We start from the raw sequence: 17,553 nt of genomic DNA, 5'->3' as shown, positions 1-17,553 counted from the left end.
GCACCAAAAACTTTGGGCACCGAGGGTGTGGAGTATTGAGAATCAGTCACCGCTCTATTATGGACCACGACGGTAAACACCGTGCTGTGAGTGACATCAGTGGTGCGCATCGGGTGACAGGTAGCTCAATTCCGGCGACAACGATACTCAATGGTCTGGAAGTGGTCCATCACCGGCTATTGTTGAATCCATGTGTGGAATTGTTGGATACGCAGGACAGCCAGTCTCCGTGACACAGCGCAACGCGGTGGACGTGTTGACGACCGGCCTGAAACGACTTGAATACCGTGGCTATGATTCCGCGGGTATTGCGGTCATTGCCACGGAGGAACCAAGCCACGTGGAAATGCGCAAAAAAGAAGGCAAACTCCAGAACCTTCTGGACAACATCGCCGAGCACCCTGTGCCCGAAGCGCAGGTCGGTATCGGACACACCCGCTGGGCAACTCACGGTGTGCCCTCGGACGAAAACGCTCACCCCCACCTGGCCGATCAGGGCCGACTCGCTCTGATCCACAACGGGATCGTGGAAAACTTTGCGGCCCTGAAAGATGAGCTGGTGGCCGATGGCTACAGTTTCATCTCTGAAACCGACACCGAAGTGGCCGCGGTGTTGATGGGCCACCTCTACCGCACCGAGGCGCACCAGGACCTCACCGAGGCCATGCGGCTGACCGTCAACCGGCTCGAAGGGGCCTTCACGCTACTGGCTGTGCACGCCGAGCATCCGGATCACGTGGTGGCCTCGCGTCGCAACTCGCCGTTGGTGGTTGGTCTGGGCGATGACGCCAACTACCTGGGCTCTGACGTTGCCGGCTTCATCGATGAGACCCGCAACGCCATTGAACTGGATCAAGACCAGATCGTAACCATCAGCGCCGATTCAGTGGAGATCATTTCCTTCGAGGGCCAGCCGGCCGAAGGCAAACCCTTCACCGTTGACTGGGACGTCTCGGCTGCTGAAAAGGGTGGCTACGAGACCTTCATGGAAAAGGAAATCCACGAACAGCCCACCGCAGTGGCGGATACGCTGTTGGGACGTCACGATGCGAGCGGTCGGCTGACCCTGGACGAACTGCGCATTGATGAAGAAGAACTCAAGGCCATCTCCAAAATTGTGATCTTGGCCGCCGGAACCTCCGCGTACGCAGGAATGGTGGCTAAATACGCCATTGAACGCTGGGTACGGATCCCGGTGGAAGTCGAGCTCTCGCACGAATTCCGCTATCGTGATCCGATCATCGATCCCTCCACCCTGGTGGTGTCGATCTCTCAGTCCGGTGAAACCATGGATACGCTCATGGCGGTCCGTTATGCCTCCGAGCAGGGCGCGCGCACCGTCTCGATTTGTAATACCAACGGAGCGACCATTCCGCGCGAGTCGGACGCGGTGCTCTATACTCATGCGGGCCCGGAAATCGCGGTGGCCTCCACCAAGGCCTTCTTGGCCCAGATCACCGCAGCATACCTGCTGGGGCTCTACCTGGCTCAGTTACAGAAGCAACTTTTCAGCCAGCAGATCAAGGATATTTTGGCCGAACTGGCCGAAATCCCGGCAAAGATTCACAAGGTGCTGGAAAACGCTGCGGCGGTCAAAGACTTGGCGCAACAGATGCAGCAGAACAACTCGGTGTTGTTCTTGGGTCGCAACGTGGGCTACCCGGTGGCTCTCGAGGGTGCCTTGAAACTCAAAGAGCTGGCCTATATCCATGCTGAAGGTTTTGCCGCCGGTGAGCTCAAGCATGGCCCCATCGCGTTGATCGATCAGGGCCAACCGGTGTTTGTGGTGGTGCCCTCTCCGCGGGACCGACACTCATTGCACGCCAAAGTGGTCTCCAACATTCAGGAAGTTCGCGCTCGCGGTGCAGCCACCGTGGTCGTGGCAGCCGAAGGAGACGAGAAGGTCAAGGAATTCGCCGAGCAGGTCTTCTACGTGCCGGAGACCATGCCGCTACTGATGCCACTGTTGACCGTGGTGCCGTTGCAGATCTTCGCCATGGAACTCTCAGCTGCCAAGGGCTATGACGTGGACCAGCCACGCAACCTTGCCAAAGCGGTCACCGTGGAATAACGCTCCTCTGGGGTGCCAGCAGACAGTAACACCAGGACGAACAACAGGGAACGGTAGACTGAGCACATGATCATCGGTATCGGGATAGACATGGTGGATATCAACCGCTTTGCGGGGCAACTTCGCAAAGCCCCGAAACTTAAGGAACGGTTGTTCACCCCGCCCGAACGTGAGCTCAATCTGCAATCCCTGGCCGCCCGCTTTGCCGCCAAAGAAGCCGTTGCCAAAGCGTTGGCCGCCCCGGGTGGCATGAACTGGCAACACTGCACCATCGGCGCCGAAGCATCCGGGCAACCCTACGTGGTGGTGACCGAAACGATCGCCGATATTGCTGAAGCGAAGGGCGTGCGTCGCTGGCACCTGTCCCTGTCTCACGACGGTGGCTGGGCGGCAGCCATGGTGGTCGCTGAAGGTTAAGGTCTCTCGTGAAAAAGCTCTACTTTGGAACCAGTGTCCGAAAGGCCGAGGCGCCCCTAATTGCCCGTGGCGCCTCGGCGCTTTTAATGCGCCGTGCGGCCTGGGGACTCGCGCACCACGTACTGGCCTACCTGGCGGAGACTGCTCACGGTGCGGTTTATGGGAGCCGGGTTGTGGGGCTGATCGGCAAAGGAAAGAACGGTGCTGACACCCTCTGGGCGCTGTCGATGCTGGCCGAGCGTGGGGTCTCGGTCGAGGCCATTGCGGTGCTCGGCAATCCGGAGCAGAACGCGCAGGACGCGGTGAGCGCGTTCCACCGAGCAGGGGGCCGGTTCGTCACCGCCTTGGGCCAGCGCACCGACGTGGTGATCGATGGGGTCTTGGGCACTGGCGCTTCCGGTCCTTTTTCGATGAGCGCCGTGCTGGCCCAGAGAGGTATCGATCGACCCCGTCCGGAGACCACAGTTATCGCCTGTGACATCCCCTCCGGGATCAACGCCGATACCGGACAGCTGGACGGAGACACGCTGACCGCTACCGCCACGGTCACTTTTGGGGCCACCAAAACTGGACTGTTGCTCTCGGCAGGGCACCAGCACGCCGGTCGTGTGCACACTGTTGATATCGGGTTGCAGGAGCACCTATCCTACCAACCCACGGTGTGGTGCCCGGACCCCCACGACGTCACAACGTGTTTTCCACCCCCACGGGCTACCGACTACAAATATTCCCGCGGTGTCGTTGGAATCATTGCCGGATCCGAAGCCTATTCGGGCGCGTCCCTGCTGTGTAGCCGAGCTGTGGCCAGTTGCGGAATCGGCATGGTAAACCTGATCGCCGACCCAGAAACCGTGCCGAGCCTACGACCGCTCGTACTCGGCGATCGCCCGGAAACCGTGGTCACCGCCGCACCGGTGCCCCAGGTCACCAGCCTGGTGATCGGCCCCGGGCTCGACGACACCTCAACCAGCCGGCAACGGCTCGACGAGGGGCTCGACCATGCTGTGGAACACGACCTACCGGTGGTCATTGATGCCACCGGATTAGACCTGGTGGACCAGGGGTGGCTCGACCGACTCCGTCTCGGAGGCACCAGCTCGCGGACCGCACCCACCGTGCTGACCCCGCACCTCGGGGAAATGTCGCGACTGAGCCAGAGATTCGTGGGCACTGAGGCAGTTCCGGCAACGATCGGTGGAGACAAAGACGCGCTGGCCTGGGCCACCGCGTTGGCGCAGGCAACCGGTTGCTACGTGGTGCTGAAAGCCGCCGATACCGTCGTGGCCACCCCATCGGGTCAGCGAGGACTCCACCCGGCCCAAAGCGCCGACCTCGCCACAGCCGGCACCGGCGACACCTTGGCGGGGCTGATCGCTGTCAGTTTGGCCACGGCGTGGACACGCACGAACTCGCCTGTCACCGAACACCAGGTGCTGCACCATGTGCTGGCTGCCATCCACCTCCACGGGGCCGCGGCCGTGAGCGCACGCCACGCCGGACCAGTCTCCGCCTCGGACCTAGCCCCGGCCGTTCGAGCCGTACTCGCCTCACGAGGCTAAATCCCACACATTCGGTACCGTCGCCGTAGCGGTGGTGGAATAATGGAGTCGTTATGTCTTCTGCTGAGTTCATCCCAGAGGCCCCAGACGGGCACCGGATCGCCGTGATCAATCACGCCAACCTCGCCCACAATATTCGCGTCATCAAAGACTGGGTCGCCCCGGCCCAATTGATGGCCGTCGTCAAAGCTGACGCCTACGGTCACGGGCTGATCCCCGTTGCCCGCACGGTACTCGAGGCCGGTGCCAGCTGGCTGGGCGTGGTCCTGGTCGAAGAAGCACTCCAGCTACGGGCCGCTGGCATTACCTCCCCCACCCTGGCCTGGTTGCACGCACCCGGCACGGACTTCGCCCAGGCGGTGGAACACAATATCGATTTGGGCGTCTCCGGCTGGGAGCTACCCCATATCGCCTCGGTGGCCGAACAGATGGGCACCCCCGCGAAAATTCACCTGAAAATCGACACGGGGCTGGGTCGCAACGGTTGCGTTCCCGAACAGTGGGAAGACCTGGTCAAAACCGCCGCACGGTACCAACAACAAGGACTCATCCGCACCGTCGGGGTGTTTTCCCACCTGGCGGTAGCCGATGAACCCGAACGAGAAGAAGACGTGGACGAACAGCTCCGTGTCTTCCACTGGGCCGTTGAGCGGGCCCGCACCCATGGGCTGACCATCGACCTGCGCAATATCGCCAACTCTCCGGCTATCCTGTCCCGCCCCGACACCCACCTGGATCTGGTGCGCGCCGGAGTCGCGATCTACGGGCTCAGCCCCTTCGCCGACCGCTGCGCCGAAGACCTCGGACTACGCCCGGTGATGTCCTTACGCACCCGCGTGGCCAACAATAAACCGGTGCCGAAAGGCCAAGGGGTCTCCTACGGGTACCTCTATCACACCAGCGCGCCAACCCGGCTGGCCTTGATCCCCCTGGGCTATGCCGACGGCATCCCGCGGATCGCTCGGGAAGCCCCGGTGTGGATCGACGGGACAATCTACCGCAGTTGCGGGCGCGTGGCCATGGATCAATTCGTCGTGGACTTGCATATCAGCCCCGAAGACACCGTTACTGCACCCGTCGGTGCTGAGGTGGAACTCTTCGGGGAACGCTCGGGCCTTTCCGCGGCCCACTGGGCACAGTCTGCCGGAACGATCAACTACGAGATCGTCAGCCGCATTTCCCAGCGGGTACCCCGGCAACACATCTACCCCCACGTATCGGAGGGCATCGATGGCTGAGAGCACCAAGTCCCAGGACTCCTTGGTCATCACCGTGGCTAATCGAACCGGAACCACCGCGGTAGCCCATCATCTGGCCACGCACTTGCGTGGCGGTGACGGGCTGGTGCTCACCGGAGACCTCGGTGCCGGCAAAACCACCTTCACCCAGGCCCTGGCTACCGGGCTGAAGATCACCGACCCGGTGAAATCCCCGACGTTCGTCATCGCCCACCACCACCGCAACCAGCACCCCGGACTGCCAGACTTGGTCCATGTGGATGCCTACCGGATCTCGGGCGCCGACGAGCTCGCCAGCCTCGACCTCGACACCGATCTCGAGCAGTCCGTAACCGTCATCGAATGGGGCCGTGGCCTCGCAGAGGCCCTGTTCGCCACTACCGGCTGGCTCGAACTAGACTTTCAGCGCTGTGGGACCCCGGATCCCACTGCACCGATGGTGACCGACTTTTCCGACGCAGACGACCACGACGAATCTCGCCGGATCGTTGTCTGCGACCACCACAGCCGTTTTCACCTTGCCGAGCTGATTCCTGATCACCCAGCCGTCGTCTTCGAGGAATCGACTGGCCCCGACCAACCCTAAGGTGGGATACTCCCGTATGTACTATCTCGCTGTTGATTGCGCTGCCGGAGCCTCGGTAGCGATCGTCACCGGGCACGACACCATCGCCACCCGGCACACCGAGGACACACGGAGCCACTCCGAAGTTTTGGCTGGCTATGTGGCGGAAGTGCTCGAGGAAGCCAGCCTGGGGGTCCAGGACCTTCAGGCGGTCTTCGCTGGGGTGGGCCCCGGCCCCTTCACCGGACTGCGCGTCGGTGTGCTCACCGCCGCCACCCTGGCTGATAGCTGGGGCATTCCCTGCTATGGGGTGATGAGCTTGGATGCGCTCGCCGAACAGGCTGTGGCACCACTGTGGCGTGAGGGGTACGAAGAACTGGTGGTCGCCACCGATGCCCGCCGACACGAGGTGTACTGGGCCCACTACGAGCTGATCGGGGGACAATCCCAGCGCCTGCACGGCCCCTTTGTCACCTCCGCCGAAGACGTCACCCGGTTGCCGGTTGTCGGCGCCGGAGCCGGGCTGTACCCTGACGCTCTGCACGCCGTACCCGGATGGGACCGGGCTCAGCCGCTGGCAGAATTCCTGGGGCACTACGGCATCCGGGCACTCCGCCGTGGCCGTGGGCTCGAACCGGTTACACCGATGTACCTGCGCGGTCACGACGCCCACATCCCGGCCGCAATGCGCCACGGGTGATCCCGATGACTATTGCCTACCGACTGCGTCAGATGACAGCCGAGGACATCCCCGCCGTGCATGCGCTGGAACGAGAACTGTTCCCTCTGGATGCCTGGCCGGCCTCCTTCTTCCACGACGAACTGGCCGCCACCACCCCACCGGAGCAAGGCGGGACCCGAGCCTATCGGGTTGCGGTCACCACCGGCGAACCAACAGAGCAGGTCGTCGGTTACGCGGGGTTGATGTGTGTGCTACCCCTGGCCGATATCCAAACCATCGCGGTAGCAGAATCCGTTCGTCGCCAGGGTATCGGGACCGCCCTGATGCAGTGGATGCTTGACGAATCCCAGCAACGTGGCGCCACCGACCTGCTCTTAGAGGTACGTGCCGATAACCCCGGCGCTCAACAGCTCTACCAACAGTTGGGATTTGAGCACATTTCAACCCGCCCGCACTACTACCCGCCCGGAGTCGATGCCTTGGTGATGCGTAAAATACTGCCCAACACCCCGACCCACGACGACCCGAAAGCGCGTTCATGACCTTCCCGACACATCCTGTGACCATGCCGACCGAACGGGCACCGCTGGTGCTCGGCATCGAATCCTCGTGTGATGAAACCGGTGTGGGCATTGTGCGCGGTCGAGAATTGCTGGCCCACCAGGTGGCCTCCTCGATGGACGAACACGTTGCCTTCGGCGGGGTGATCCCCGAGATCGCCGCCCGTGCCCACGTCACCGAATTCCTGCCCGTCTTCCATGCGGCCCTCGAGGAAGCCCAGGTGAGCCCCGAGGACGTGGACGCCATCGCAGTCACCGCCGGACCCGGACTTGCCGGAGCGTTGATGGTCGGTGTCGCCGGGGCTAAAGCGCTGGCGGTGGCTTATCGTAAGCCACTATATGGAATCAACCATCTGGTGGCCCACATCGGGGTCGGCTTTCTCCATCAAGCCCACACCGACGACGTGCCAGCACGCCACAGTCGTTTCGGCTCCGAGGACTCGGAGGCCCTGGGAGCGTTACTGGTCTCCGGTGGTCACACCGAAATTCTGCAGGTCACCTCCTTGGCCCACAACGTCGAGCTGCTGGGTAGTACCATCGACGACGCCGCCGGTGAGGCCTACGATAAGGTCTCCCGGCTACTAGGCACCGGATACCCCGGTGGGCCAGTCATCGACCGACTTGCTGCAGAAGGCGATCCCACCGCGTTTCGGTTCCCACGTGGCTTGACCGCCCCTAAATTCGTCGGTAGCGCCGAAGAGCCTGGCCCGCACCGCTACGATTGGTCCTTCTCCGGACTAAAAACCGCGGTTTCTCGGGCTGTGGAGCAGTTCCGCGCTCGCGGAGACCAGGTGCCGGTGGCCGATATCGCCGCCTCTTTTCAGGAAGCCGTCGTAGACGTGATCACCTCGAAAGCGGTCCTGGCTTGTCAAGAGCACGGCATCGACCACGTGCTTCTGGGCGGGGGAGTAGCCGCCAATTCGCGATTGCGCGACCTCTTGGCCCAGCGGTGCGAGCAAGCCGGTATCTCGCTGACCATCCCGCCGGTTGGGCTCTGCACCGATAACGGCGCCATGGTGGCAGCCCTGGGTGCGCATCTCGTCTCGGCCGGGGTGGCTCCCTCCGGTCTGGACTTCTCCGCCAACCCGAGCCAACCAGTCGACCAGATTAGCGTCTAACCCCAGTTGAGCAGTGAATGCTCGGTGCGACCGGCCGCATCCAACACCACGTGGGCTAGATCCGCAACATCCGGGGCGCGCCCCGGGTCTCCTCGCTGAGCAATCTGGCGTTGTTGCGCCGCCGGGCCCCCGGATCGAATCAAATCCTCCACCCAGCCTAGCTGCGTGTGACAACCCAGCCGATGGGCAACAGGCTCCAACCGGTTGATGGTCTCCATGAGGTGTTCGGTGACCAGCTGTTCATCCCCGGCGGCATTGATAATCACGATCGCATCCAGCCCGTACCGGGCAGCCCGCCATTTATTCTCCTGAACAAACCAGGGTGCCATAATCTCCACCGGGGCGTACCGGTCTGACTCAGGGGTGATCACTTCAGCCACCAAACACTGGGTCAACGCTGCCAACGCACCGATCTCTTTCAGCGTCGAGACCCCGTCGCAGATCCGCATTTCCACGGTGCCCAAACGGGGCACCGGGCGAACGTCCCACCGGCACTCGGTGACATCGTCGACCATCCCGATTTTGATCAGATCGCTGACCACCGACTCGAACCCGGACCACTGCTCAAACTGGAAAGGAAGTCCTGAGGTTGGTAGCTGTTGGAAAATCAAGGTCCGTTGGGAGACATATCCGGTATCTTGAGATTCCCAATACGGGCTGGAGGCTGACAATGCCAATAAGTGTGGGTAGTAGTTAATCAGCTGGTTGATCGCCGGCATCGCCGCATCAGTACTCGGTAACCCAACATGCACATGGACCCCGTAGATCACCATCTGCTGGCCCCACCACTGGGTGCGGTCTAGCATCCGCTGATAACGCTGCTGAGGAGCCACCGTTTCCTGTCGTGGCGACGCGAAGGGGTGAGTGCCCTGCGAATACAACAGCAGGTTCTCGGCCTGAGCGTGCTTGAGAGCTTCTCGCCCAGCGGCAGCCAGCTGGTCTAATCCCTGGTCAACGGTACGGCACACACCAGTGATGAGCTCAATGGTGTTGAGCATAAACTCACCGGAGACCAAATAGGGTCGTTGCTCAGAGGGTGCCACCACCCGGTCAACGATCCGATCGCTCAGAGGTTGTAGCACTCCGGTCTGGCGATCAACCAGCCCCAACTCCCACTCAATTCCCAGTGTTGCGGGTTCAGACGGTGCGAAGGGTAGATGCATCAGCGGTACTTGAGCCTTTCCCGAGCGGTAACAATACCGATGATTTTAGCCAGTGCATCAGCCGGTATCCCAGTTGTGGCCTGGTGCGACATGCCGGGCTGACATCGTTCGACATATTCTGCCCACCAACCACGCTCGGTAGCTCCATGTCATTCCCTCCACAGCCACCCGGCGAGAGTGTTTTATGCCACACGACAGGTGCGGACGAAAAGAAAGCCTGCGGTTTTTCTGGCGAAATGGCTCGATGGCGCTGAGATAACGATGAGTGAATGGCGAATATCTGGCAGGTAACGGTGGACGAATTGGCAATGCTCTAGTAGCGTAAATGAAGTTAGGTAAGCCCAGCCTTTTGAAAGGGTCCCACCCTGAGGCTTGCGAACACTCACCAAATACTCAATTGGAGTTCAAGAATGCAGAATAAGACTCGCACTCGTCTGGGCGTCATGGCCTTCGTGACCGCCGCAACCCTGGGATTAACCGCCTGTGGTGGCACCGAGTCGGCCAACGATAACGGTGGCAATTCGGAACAGGACGGTAGTGCTACTGCTACCGAGGTCACCGACATGGGTGGCAACACGGTGGAGTTGCCCGAAAACCCTGAATCCATTGTGGCCACTGATAACCGGATCTTTGGGACCCTGGCTGACTGGGATATTGAGCTCTCGGCAGCACCGGTGGATCTGATGCCCGATACCGAGACCCTGAAGCCCTACCGCGAGAACGAGGACATCCTCAATATCGGAAACCACCGTGAACCGGACTTCGAACAGGTCACCGCTGCCGCACCGGATCTGATTTTGAACGGTCAACGTTTCGATCAGCACACTGAAGCCATGCAGGAAGCTGCTCCCGATGCAACCATGGTGGACACCAACATTGTCTCCTCCCCCGTTGACCGCGAAGGTCAGGAACAAGAAGGCTTCCGTGACGTCGCTGACCAGTATCGGGAGCTGACCACTTTGCTGGGCGAGATCTTCGGGCGTGAGCAGGACGCCGAGCAGATTGTCGATGACTTCGACGTGGCCATCGACAATGCACAAGCCGCCTACGATGAGGACTGGACCGTAGCCGGGCTGATCACCTCCGGTGGGGACATCAACTACTCAGCTCCGACCACCGGTCGGGCCGTGGGCCCGGTCTATGACATCATCGGGCTGACTCCAGCTCTGGACCAAGACGGTTCCGCTAACCACCAAGGTGACGACATTTCCGTGGAAACCATCGCCCAAGCCAACCCCGACTGGCTGATTGTTCTGGACCGCGACGCAGGTACCAGCGCCCGTGACGAAGAGGGGTATTCCTCGGCTGAAGAACTCATTGAAGAGTCCGAAGCCTTGGCTGACGTCACCGCGGTGAAAGAAGATCAGGTCATCTACATGAGCCCTGATTTCTACACTGCCGAAGACATTCAGCACTATACCGAGCTGTTCAACCAGATGTCTGAGGCCTTTGAAGACGCTGGTGGGGCTGAAAACTAATCCCGACCTGGCCGAGCAGGTGGCCTGTCCCGTCGCACCGATGGGGCAGGCCATTTCGTGGCCGAAGTGAGGAGACATGTCAGAGACGATCTCCCGGAACAGGGCCCCGTCCCGTTCCGAGACATCTACACCACCAACCAGTGGCCCCACAGCTCACCGGTCAATCTGGCACACCATGTGGCCCTTAGCCCTCGGCGTTCTGGTCACCCTCGGGCTGGTGATCGCATCATTGTTCATCGGCGTCTACGACCTGAGCCAAGAGGGTGGACGGCAGATGTTTTTCATTACCCGGCTGCCACGCACCCTGGCACTGATCCTGGCCGGTGCCGCCATGTCGGTGGCCGGACTGGTCATGCAACTGATGACTCAAAACCGGTTCGTTGAGCCCTCCACCACCGGAACCATTGAGTGGGCCGGTCTGGGGTTGATGCTCACCTGGCTGCTACTACCCGAACCGACCCTGATGATGCGTATGGTCGGAGCGATCCTCTTTGCCTTTATCGGTACCATCGTCTTCTTCCTCTTCCTGCGGCGCGTGGCGCTGAAATCATCACTCATTGTGCCCATCGTTGGCATCATGCTCGGTGCTGTGGTGGGATCCTTCTCCACCTTCATCGCGTTGCAATACGACATGTTGCAGAACCTGGGCATCTGGTTTGCCGGATCCTTCACCTCGATCGTGCGAGGACGCTACGAGCTACTGTGGATTGTCGCGATCGTATTGGTGCTGATCTTTCTGACAGCCGACCGCTTCACCGTGGCCGGACTCGGTGAAGAAGTTGCCACCAACGTCGGTTTGAACTACCGGCTGGTGCTCTTTACCGGTATTGCTCTGGTGGCCGTGACCACTGGTGTGGTCACCGTGATCGTCGGAGCGTTACCGTTTTTGGGCCTGATCGTGCCCAATATCGTCTCGTTGTTCCGTGGAGATAACCTGCGCTCAAACCTGCCGTGGGTGTGTCTGGTCGGCATCTGTGTGGTGACCGTCTGCGACATCATTGGTCGCACCATCATCATGCCGTTCGAGATTCCTGTCTCGATGATCCTGGGTGTCCTGGGAGCGACCGTGTTCGTCTACCTGCTGGTCAGGAGGCGCACGCGTGTTTAAAACTCCGCAGGCCCCGCAACGACATCGGGCGAAAACCGGGTCCTTTGTCACCGCACGGCACCGCAAGCGTTACTTCATCCTGGTGGCCTCACTGATCGTGTTATCCCTGCTGACGACGATGGGAATGCTCACCTACGGTATTCCGGTCCCGTTCGGGCACAAGGGGTTCTGGCTGATTGTCGAATCGCGGTTGTCGACCATCGTGGTGATGATGCTGGTCGCCACCTGCCACGCGATGGCCACCGTCTCCTTCCAGACAGCCACCGCCAACCGGATCGTGACCCCCTCGATCCTGGGGTTCGAATCCCTCTATGTGGCGATCCAAACCGCCTTAGTGTTTTTCTTCGGTATCGCCGGTGCAGCGATCGGCCGGGGCCTGGTGCCCTTTATCCTCCAAATGGTGCTGATGGTCGGACTCGCCTCACTGCTCTACGGCTGGCTACTCTCCGGCCGATTTTCCAACGTGCACATCATGCTGCTGGTTGGTGTCGTGATCGGTGGCGGGCTGAGCTCCCTGTCGGCCTTTATGCAACGGATGCTGGACCCCAATGAATTCGATGTGCTCTCGGCACGCACCTTCGGCAATCTCGCCAACGCCAACACCGACTTCTTACCGGTCGTCATCCCACTTGTCATCGTCGTCGCGTTTCTGCTCTTACGCCGAGCCAACCGGCTCAACGTCCTCAGCCTCGGCAAACCGGTGGCTGAAAGCCTGGGGCTGGTCCACCGACACGAGGTGATGAAAACCCTGCTGCTGGTCTCGATCCTGATGGCGGTGACCACCTCGTTGGTGGGGCCGATGACCTTCCTGGGGTTCTTGATCGCCGCGATGGCCTATAGCTTCACCGACACCTACGATCACAAGCGCATCTTCCCGGTGGCCATATTGCTCGGCTATGTGGTGTTAACCGGAGCGTACTTCGTGTTGCGCAATATCTTTTATGCTCAAGGGGCGGTGACCGTGATCATTGAAATGATCGGTGGCTTGGTGTTCCTGGTCGTGATCATGAGAAAGGGGCGACTGTGATTCAGATCAGCAATATCGCCAAAAAATACTCAGAAGACGCTGAGATCGGCCCCATCGACTTAGCAATCCCAGCCGGGCAAGTCACCGCGTTGGTAGGCCCCAATGGTGCCGGTAAGTCCACGCTATTGACCATGATCGGACGGCTTCAGCAACCTGATACCGGCTGGATTACCGTCGCCGGTCAGGACGTGCACAAGGTGCCCTCGGCTCAAATCGCCACAACGCTGGCCATCCTGCGTCAGGAGAATCATTTCATCACCCGTCTTACCGTCCGCCAACTCGTCGGTTTTGGTCGTTACCCTCACTCGAAAGGGCGACTCACCGTCGACGACGAACGCGCCATCAATGAGGCGTTGGAATTTCTCAATCTGGTCACCCTCCAGGACCGGTACCTCGATGAGCTGTCGGGCGGTCAGCGCCAACGCGCCTATGTGGCGATGGTGATGGCCCAAGAAACCGACTACCTCTTACTCGATGAGCCGCTGAACAACCTGGATATGTCCCACTCGGTGCACATGATGCACCAACTGCGCCGAGCCTGCGATGCCCTGGGTCGCACCGTGGTGATCGTGCTCCACGACATCAACTTTGCCGGCCGGTACGCCGATCATATTGTCGCGATGAAAAACGGCCAGATTTCTCATGCCGGCCCCACCGCAGAGATTATGCAACCCGAGGTACTCACCGAGATTTTCGGCACCACGGTCCGTATTATCGACGATCACGACGGCCCGGTGGCGGTCTACTTCTAGGACCAGTTTTCGGCGGGGGTGCGGTCAGGACTGCTCGGCCGGTTCGACGACGAGCGCCACTCGAGAGTTACCGATCCGGGTCAGGACAAAGGTCGCCTGATGGCCACCGGCCTTGGTTTTCTTGCGAGTTTTCGCCGTACCTGCCATCAGCATCCGACGAAGCTGCTCAGGGGTGACGTCCACTCCACGCTTTTTAATATCAAGGCGAGAGATCCCGTGTTCGGCGATCCAGGCCCTGAGCTTTTTCAGATGATAGGGCAGAACCTCCACAACCCGATAAGCGGTCGCAAAGTCGCTGTCGACCAGGTGATCGGAACAGAAATAAGCGATGTGCTGATCGAGCAACCAGCTGGGAGAGTCTTGCGCGGTGGCCCCAAACTCCCGAGCCATCAACTCGCGGATCAGCCCCGAACGGATCACCGCGCCATCGGGTTCGTAGAGATAGCCACCCACACTGGGAGTAGGACGGACCTCTACCTTGGGATCGTCACCGAACTCCCGATCCGAGGTGAACTCAGCACTACCGTGGGCGGTCGTCACCAAGGCGGCTCGGCGCACCCGGGGACGGGCAAGATCATTGAACCACAGGGCTACCTCCACTACCGACCCGTGATCCGAGACCCACTGGGCCTCGGCGGTGGTGGGAATGGAGTCATGGGCGAGACCGGGACCGAGCTTGACCCCGACGGCGTGTCCGGCATCAGCGAGCCGTTCGACAAAGGACAAGGGGGGAGAGAAAGACTCCGGATCGAAAATCCGGTGGGCGGATTCGGCGGTGGAGACTTCACGTCGGGCCGGGTCCAACCACAGCCCGGCTCCCGAAAGCTGCTCGGCATGATCGGCGACCCAGGTCTCGACCTCGGCGGCGATCACCTCAGCGTGCGGGAACGGCGTCAAATTCAAGGTGGCCACCGCCGCGGTGATGTCGTCGACCTCCACCGCGGTGACCTGCAAATCGATCGCCGCAAAAGCCATGGCATCGCCGCCGATCCCACATCCGAGATCAATCACGTGCTGGATGCCGTGGGCCTGAAAACGGCGGGCATGGTGGGCCGCCACGCCCAGGCGGGTGGCCTGCTGTAACCCATCAGTGGTGAAGAACATGTGCTGGGCGAACTCGCCGAACTTTGCGTGGGCTTTTTCGCGCAACTTCAGCTGGGTGAGCACTGCGGCAGCGAGCGTGGAGTCCACGCCGTCCCGGCGCAGTTGCGTCGCTAACTGCAGGGGATCTTCACGGTGATAACTCGTCTCGGTGGTGAGCTTATCGAGCAGAGCGCGACCGGCCGGAGAGAGCAGTTGCGCCCAGGTTTCGGCGTTTTCAGCAGTGGGTTGGTGTGTTGGCACGATGTTCACGTTACCGCCTGCTCCTCTCTGAGCAGAACAGGCTGGCACTCATCTTGACCGAGTGCTAATCACAGAATAGAGTCGAGTTAGCACTCGAACAGTGAAGGTGCTAAATGCCAGACGCCATCCGGCACCCGCGACGACGGTTGGCTCGCCCGGCGCAAAAACCTTGATTCAGTTCACGAAAAACGTGACAAAGAACTACAGGAGAGTTTGATTATGGCAGTTTCCATCAAGCCCCTTGAGGACCGCATTGTCGTCCAGCCGCTGGAAGCCGAGCAGACCACCGCTTCCGGTTTGGTCATTCCCGATACCGCACAGGAGAAGCCACAGGAAGGCACCGTCGTGGCCGTTGGTCCCGGTCGTATCACCGATAGTGGCGAGCGCGTCTCCGTCGACGTCAACGAAGGCGACGTCGTGCTGTTCTCCAAGTTCGGTGGCACTGAGGTTAAGTACAACGGCGAAGAGTACCTGGTGCTCTCCGCACGTGACGTGCTGGCTGTTGTCACCAAGTAAGTCTGCTCAGTCGCTGATCATTCACTGACAGAACAGATTGAGTGAAAAGACTGTCCTGAAATAACCGGAAGGAGAACAGATGGCCAAGAAGCTACTGTTCAATGACGATGCTCGCCGTGCACTGCAGGCCGGTATCGATCGTCTGGCCGACACTGTGAAGGTCACTTTGGGGCCCAAGGGTCGCAACGTCGTGCTCGACAAGGCATTCGGCGCCCCGAACATTACTAACGATGGTGTCTCGATCGCTCGCGAAGTCGAGCTGGAAGACTCCTACGAAAACATGGGCGCCCAGCTGGCTAAAGAAGTTGCCACCAAAACTCAAGACATCGCTGGTGACGGTACCACCACCGCCACTGTGCTGGCTCAGGCTCTCGTCAATGAGGGTATGCGCTTGGTGGCTGCCGGCGCTGCCCCGAACGAAGTCAAGAAGGGCATCGAGCAGGCCGTGGCTGTTGTGGAACAGCGTCTGCTGGACAACGCCAAGGACGTCACCGACAAGAACCTGGCTCAGGTGGCGGCTATTTCCGCTGGCGACGACGAAGTCGGTGAACTGCTGGCTCGCGCTTTCGATGCAGTGGGCACTGACGGTGTGATCACCATCGAAGAATCCTCCACCACCTCGACCGATCTGGATATCACCGAAGGTATGCAGTTCGATAAGGGCTACCTCTCGCCCTACATGGTCACCGATACTGACCGTCAGGAAGCGGTACTGGAGAACCCCTATATCCTGATCACCCAGTCCAAGATTTCCAACGTCCAGGAATTCCTGCCCCTGTTGGAGAAGGTCCTCAACGAGAAGAAGCCGTTGATGATCATCGCCGAAGACGTCGACGGTGAGGCACTATCCACCCTGGTGGTCAACAAGATCCGCGGGACACTCAATGCTGTGGCCGTGAAGGCTCCGGGCTTCGGTGATCGTCGCAAGGCCATGTTGCAGGATATCGCGATCCTCACCGGTGGTCAGGTGGTCTCCGAAGATCTCGGTATGAAGCTGGACCAGGTTGGCCTGGAAGTCCTGGGTAGCGCCCGTCGAGTGACTGTGACCAAGGACAACACCACCATCGTGGAAGGTGCTGGCTCCGATGCTGACGTGGAAGCGCGCGTGGCTCAGATCAAGTCCGAAATCGATGCCACCGATTCCGACTGGGATCGCGAGAAGCTCCAGGAACGCTTGGCTAAGCTCGCCGGCGGTGTCGGTGTGATTAAGGTTGGTGCAGCCACTGAGGTCGAGGTCAAGGAGCGTAAGGCTCGGATTGAAGACGCTGTCTCCTCGACCCGTGCCGCCCTGGAAGAAGGCATTGTCGCCGGCGGTGGTACCGCGCTGATCAACGCACTGAAGGCTCTGGATGACAACGCCGAGCTGGACCAGCTCACCGGCGACCGGGCCGCCGGCGTCGGTGTGGTTCGTCGCGCTCTGGTGCAGCCGTTGCGCTGGATTGCTGAGAACGCCGGCGAGGACGGCTACGTCATTATCTCTCAGGTCGCTGAGCTGGAAGCCAACGAGGGCTTTAACGCCAAGACCGGCGAATTCGGCAACCTGTTGGAGCAGGGCATCATCGACCCGGTGAAGGTGACCCGTTCAGCTTTGCAGAACGCAGCCTCCATTGCTGGTCTGGTGCTGACCACTGAAACCCTGGTCGCCGACAAGACCGACGAAGACGAAGACGAGGACTAATCACCGGCGCTGACCGTGCTGATGCGTCCTGACATCTTCAGTGTGGCCCCGCCTGAATTGGCGGGGCCACACGTGTTTTTTCCGGCGTGTCGTGAGTGTGCCCGTCAGAATGGTGATGTGTTGAGCAGTGATTCCCAGATCACGTAAACTGACGGTGATGCCGTTGAGCGCAGGCGGGAGAATCTCATTCGGTGGCAACACCGGAGGAGGTACCGAAGGAGTAACACCCCCAAGAATCTCTCAGGTCACAGAATCGCTTGTGTTAGGCAACTCTGGA

16 protein-coding genes and 1 riboswitch are annotated in these 17,553 nt (G+C 60.5%); of the genes, 14 read left to right on the top strand and 2 right to left on the bottom strand.

From position 1 onward, the window contains the following. Window positions 1-190: 190 nt before the first annotated feature. The 8 genes from glmS to tsaD all read left to right on the top strand — a co-directional run bounded on the left by glmS (window position 191) and on the right by tsaD (window position 8,210). Entirely contained in the window at window positions 191-2,071 is a 1,881-nt protein-coding gene (gene glmS, locus DCC25_RS03370; protein ID WP_110097895.1) for a glutamine--fructose-6-phosphate transaminase (isomerizing), read from the top strand. Window positions 2,072-2,137: 66 nt separating this feature from the next. Beyond that, window positions 2,138-2,488, top strand: a complete 351-nt coding sequence (locus tag DCC25_RS03365) for a holo-ACP synthase (protein WP_110100626.1) — start codon at window positions 2,138-2,140, stop codon at window positions 2,486-2,488. An 8-nt stretch (window positions 2,489-2,496) separates the two neighbouring features. Continuing rightward, on the top strand, window positions 2,497-4,047 hold the full coding sequence (locus tag DCC25_RS03360) for a bifunctional ADP-dependent NAD(P)H-hydrate dehydratase/NAD(P)H-hydrate epimerase (RefSeq protein ID WP_110100625.1): 1,551 nt from the start codon (window positions 2,497-2,499) through the stop codon (window positions 4,045-4,047). 53 nt (window positions 4,048-4,100) lie between these two features. Further along, window positions 4,101-5,285, top strand: a complete 1,185-nt coding sequence (gene alr / locus DCC25_RS03355) for an alanine racemase (RefSeq protein WP_110100624.1) — start codon at window positions 4,101-4,103, stop codon at window positions 5,283-5,285. Then, window positions 5,278-5,871, top strand: a complete 594-nt coding sequence (tsaE, locus tag DCC25_RS03350) for a tRNA (adenosine(37)-N6)-threonylcarbamoyltransferase complex ATPase subunit type 1 TsaE (protein WP_110100623.1) — start codon at window positions 5,278-5,280, stop codon at window positions 5,869-5,871. Before alr ends, tsaE begins: the two co-directional genes overlap by 8 nt. 16 nt (window positions 5,872-5,887) lie before the next feature. After that, on the top strand, window positions 5,888-6,550 hold the full coding sequence (gene tsaB, locus DCC25_RS03345; protein WP_110100762.1) for a tRNA (adenosine(37)-N6)-threonylcarbamoyltransferase complex dimerization subunit type 1 TsaB: 663 nt from the start codon (window positions 5,888-5,890) through the stop codon (window positions 6,548-6,550). Window positions 6,551-6,555: 5 nt separating this feature from the next. Continuing rightward, window positions 6,556-7,074, top strand: a complete 519-nt coding sequence (gene rimI / locus DCC25_RS03340) for a ribosomal protein S18-alanine N-acetyltransferase (RefSeq protein WP_110097889.1) — start codon at window positions 6,556-6,558, stop codon at window positions 7,072-7,074. 23 nt (window positions 7,075-7,097) lie between these two features. After that, window positions 7,098-8,210: a tRNA (adenosine(37)-N6)-threonylcarbamoyltransferase complex transferase subunit TsaD gene (tsaD, locus tag DCC25_RS03335; RefSeq protein ID WP_110100761.1), complete on the top strand. Its 1,113-nt coding sequence runs from the start codon at window positions 7,098-7,100 to the stop codon at window positions 8,208-8,210. Here the strand turns inward: tsaD and DCC25_RS03330 are convergent. Beyond that, window positions 8,207-9,373, bottom strand: a complete 1,167-nt coding sequence (locus tag DCC25_RS03330; protein ID WP_110100622.1) for a glutamate--cysteine ligase — start codon at window positions 9,371-9,373, stop codon at window positions 8,207-8,209. The genes tsaD and DCC25_RS03330 overlap by 4 nt on opposite strands. Window positions 9,374-9,783: 410 nt before the next feature. Here DCC25_RS03330 and DCC25_RS03325 point away from each other — a divergent pair, with 410 nt between their 5' ends. From DCC25_RS03325 to DCC25_RS03310, 4 genes are all read left to right on the top strand, one after another. Continuing rightward, window positions 9,784-10,851 carry a siderophore ABC transporter substrate-binding protein gene (locus DCC25_RS03325; protein ID WP_110100621.1) on the top strand — a complete coding sequence of 356 codons (1,068 nt, stop codon included), beginning with the start codon at window positions 9,784-9,786 and terminating at the stop codon, window positions 10,849-10,851. A 175-nt stretch (window positions 10,852-11,026) separates the two neighbouring features. Next, window positions 11,027-11,959, top strand: coding sequence for an ABC transporter permease (locus DCC25_RS03320; protein ID WP_110098170.1), 933 nt, complete (start codon window positions 11,027-11,029; stop codon window positions 11,957-11,959). Next, window positions 11,952-12,986, top strand: coding sequence for an iron chelate uptake ABC transporter family permease subunit (locus tag DCC25_RS03315; protein ID WP_110100620.1), 1,035 nt, complete (start codon window positions 11,952-11,954; stop codon window positions 12,984-12,986). The genes DCC25_RS03320 and DCC25_RS03315 overlap by 8 nt, the downstream gene beginning before the upstream one ends. Next, entirely contained in the window at window positions 12,983-13,738 is a 756-nt protein-coding gene (locus DCC25_RS03310; protein WP_110100619.1) for an ABC transporter ATP-binding protein, read from the top strand. The genes DCC25_RS03315 and DCC25_RS03310 overlap by 4 nt, the downstream gene beginning before the upstream one ends. A gap of 24 nt (window positions 13,739-13,762) precedes the next feature. Here DCC25_RS03310 and DCC25_RS03305 read toward each other — a convergent pair whose 3' ends face one another. Further along, window positions 13,763-15,091, bottom strand: coding sequence for a class I SAM-dependent methyltransferase (locus DCC25_RS03305; protein ID WP_110100618.1), 1,329 nt, complete (start codon window positions 15,089-15,091; stop codon window positions 13,763-13,765). Window positions 15,092-15,301: 210 nt separating this feature from the next. Between DCC25_RS03305 and groES the strand changes: the two genes are divergently transcribed. Both groES and groL read left to right on the top strand, forming a co-directional pair. After that, complete coding sequence (gene groES / locus DCC25_RS03300; RefSeq protein ID WP_110097882.1) at window positions 15,302-15,598, top strand: co-chaperone GroES; 297 nt, start codon at window positions 15,302-15,304, stop codon at window positions 15,596-15,598. 79 nt (window positions 15,599-15,677) lie between these two features. After that, window positions 15,678-17,276: a chaperonin GroEL gene (groL, locus tag DCC25_RS03295; RefSeq protein ID WP_110100617.1), complete on the top strand. Its 1,599-nt coding sequence runs from the start codon at window positions 15,678-15,680 to the stop codon at window positions 17,274-17,276. 164 nt (window positions 17,277-17,440) lie between these two features. Next, window positions 17,441-17,542, top strand: a riboswitch (glycine riboswitch). Window positions 17,543-17,553: the final 11 nt, after the last annotated feature.

Origin of the sequence: Auritidibacter sp. NML120636 (genome assembly GCF_003185945.1) — a bacterium.
GTDB classification, from domain to species: domain Bacteria; phylum Actinomycetota; class Actinomycetes; order Actinomycetales; family Micrococcaceae; genus Auritidibacter; species Auritidibacter ignavus.
This window is presented reverse-complemented; position numbering and strand designations above follow the sequence as displayed.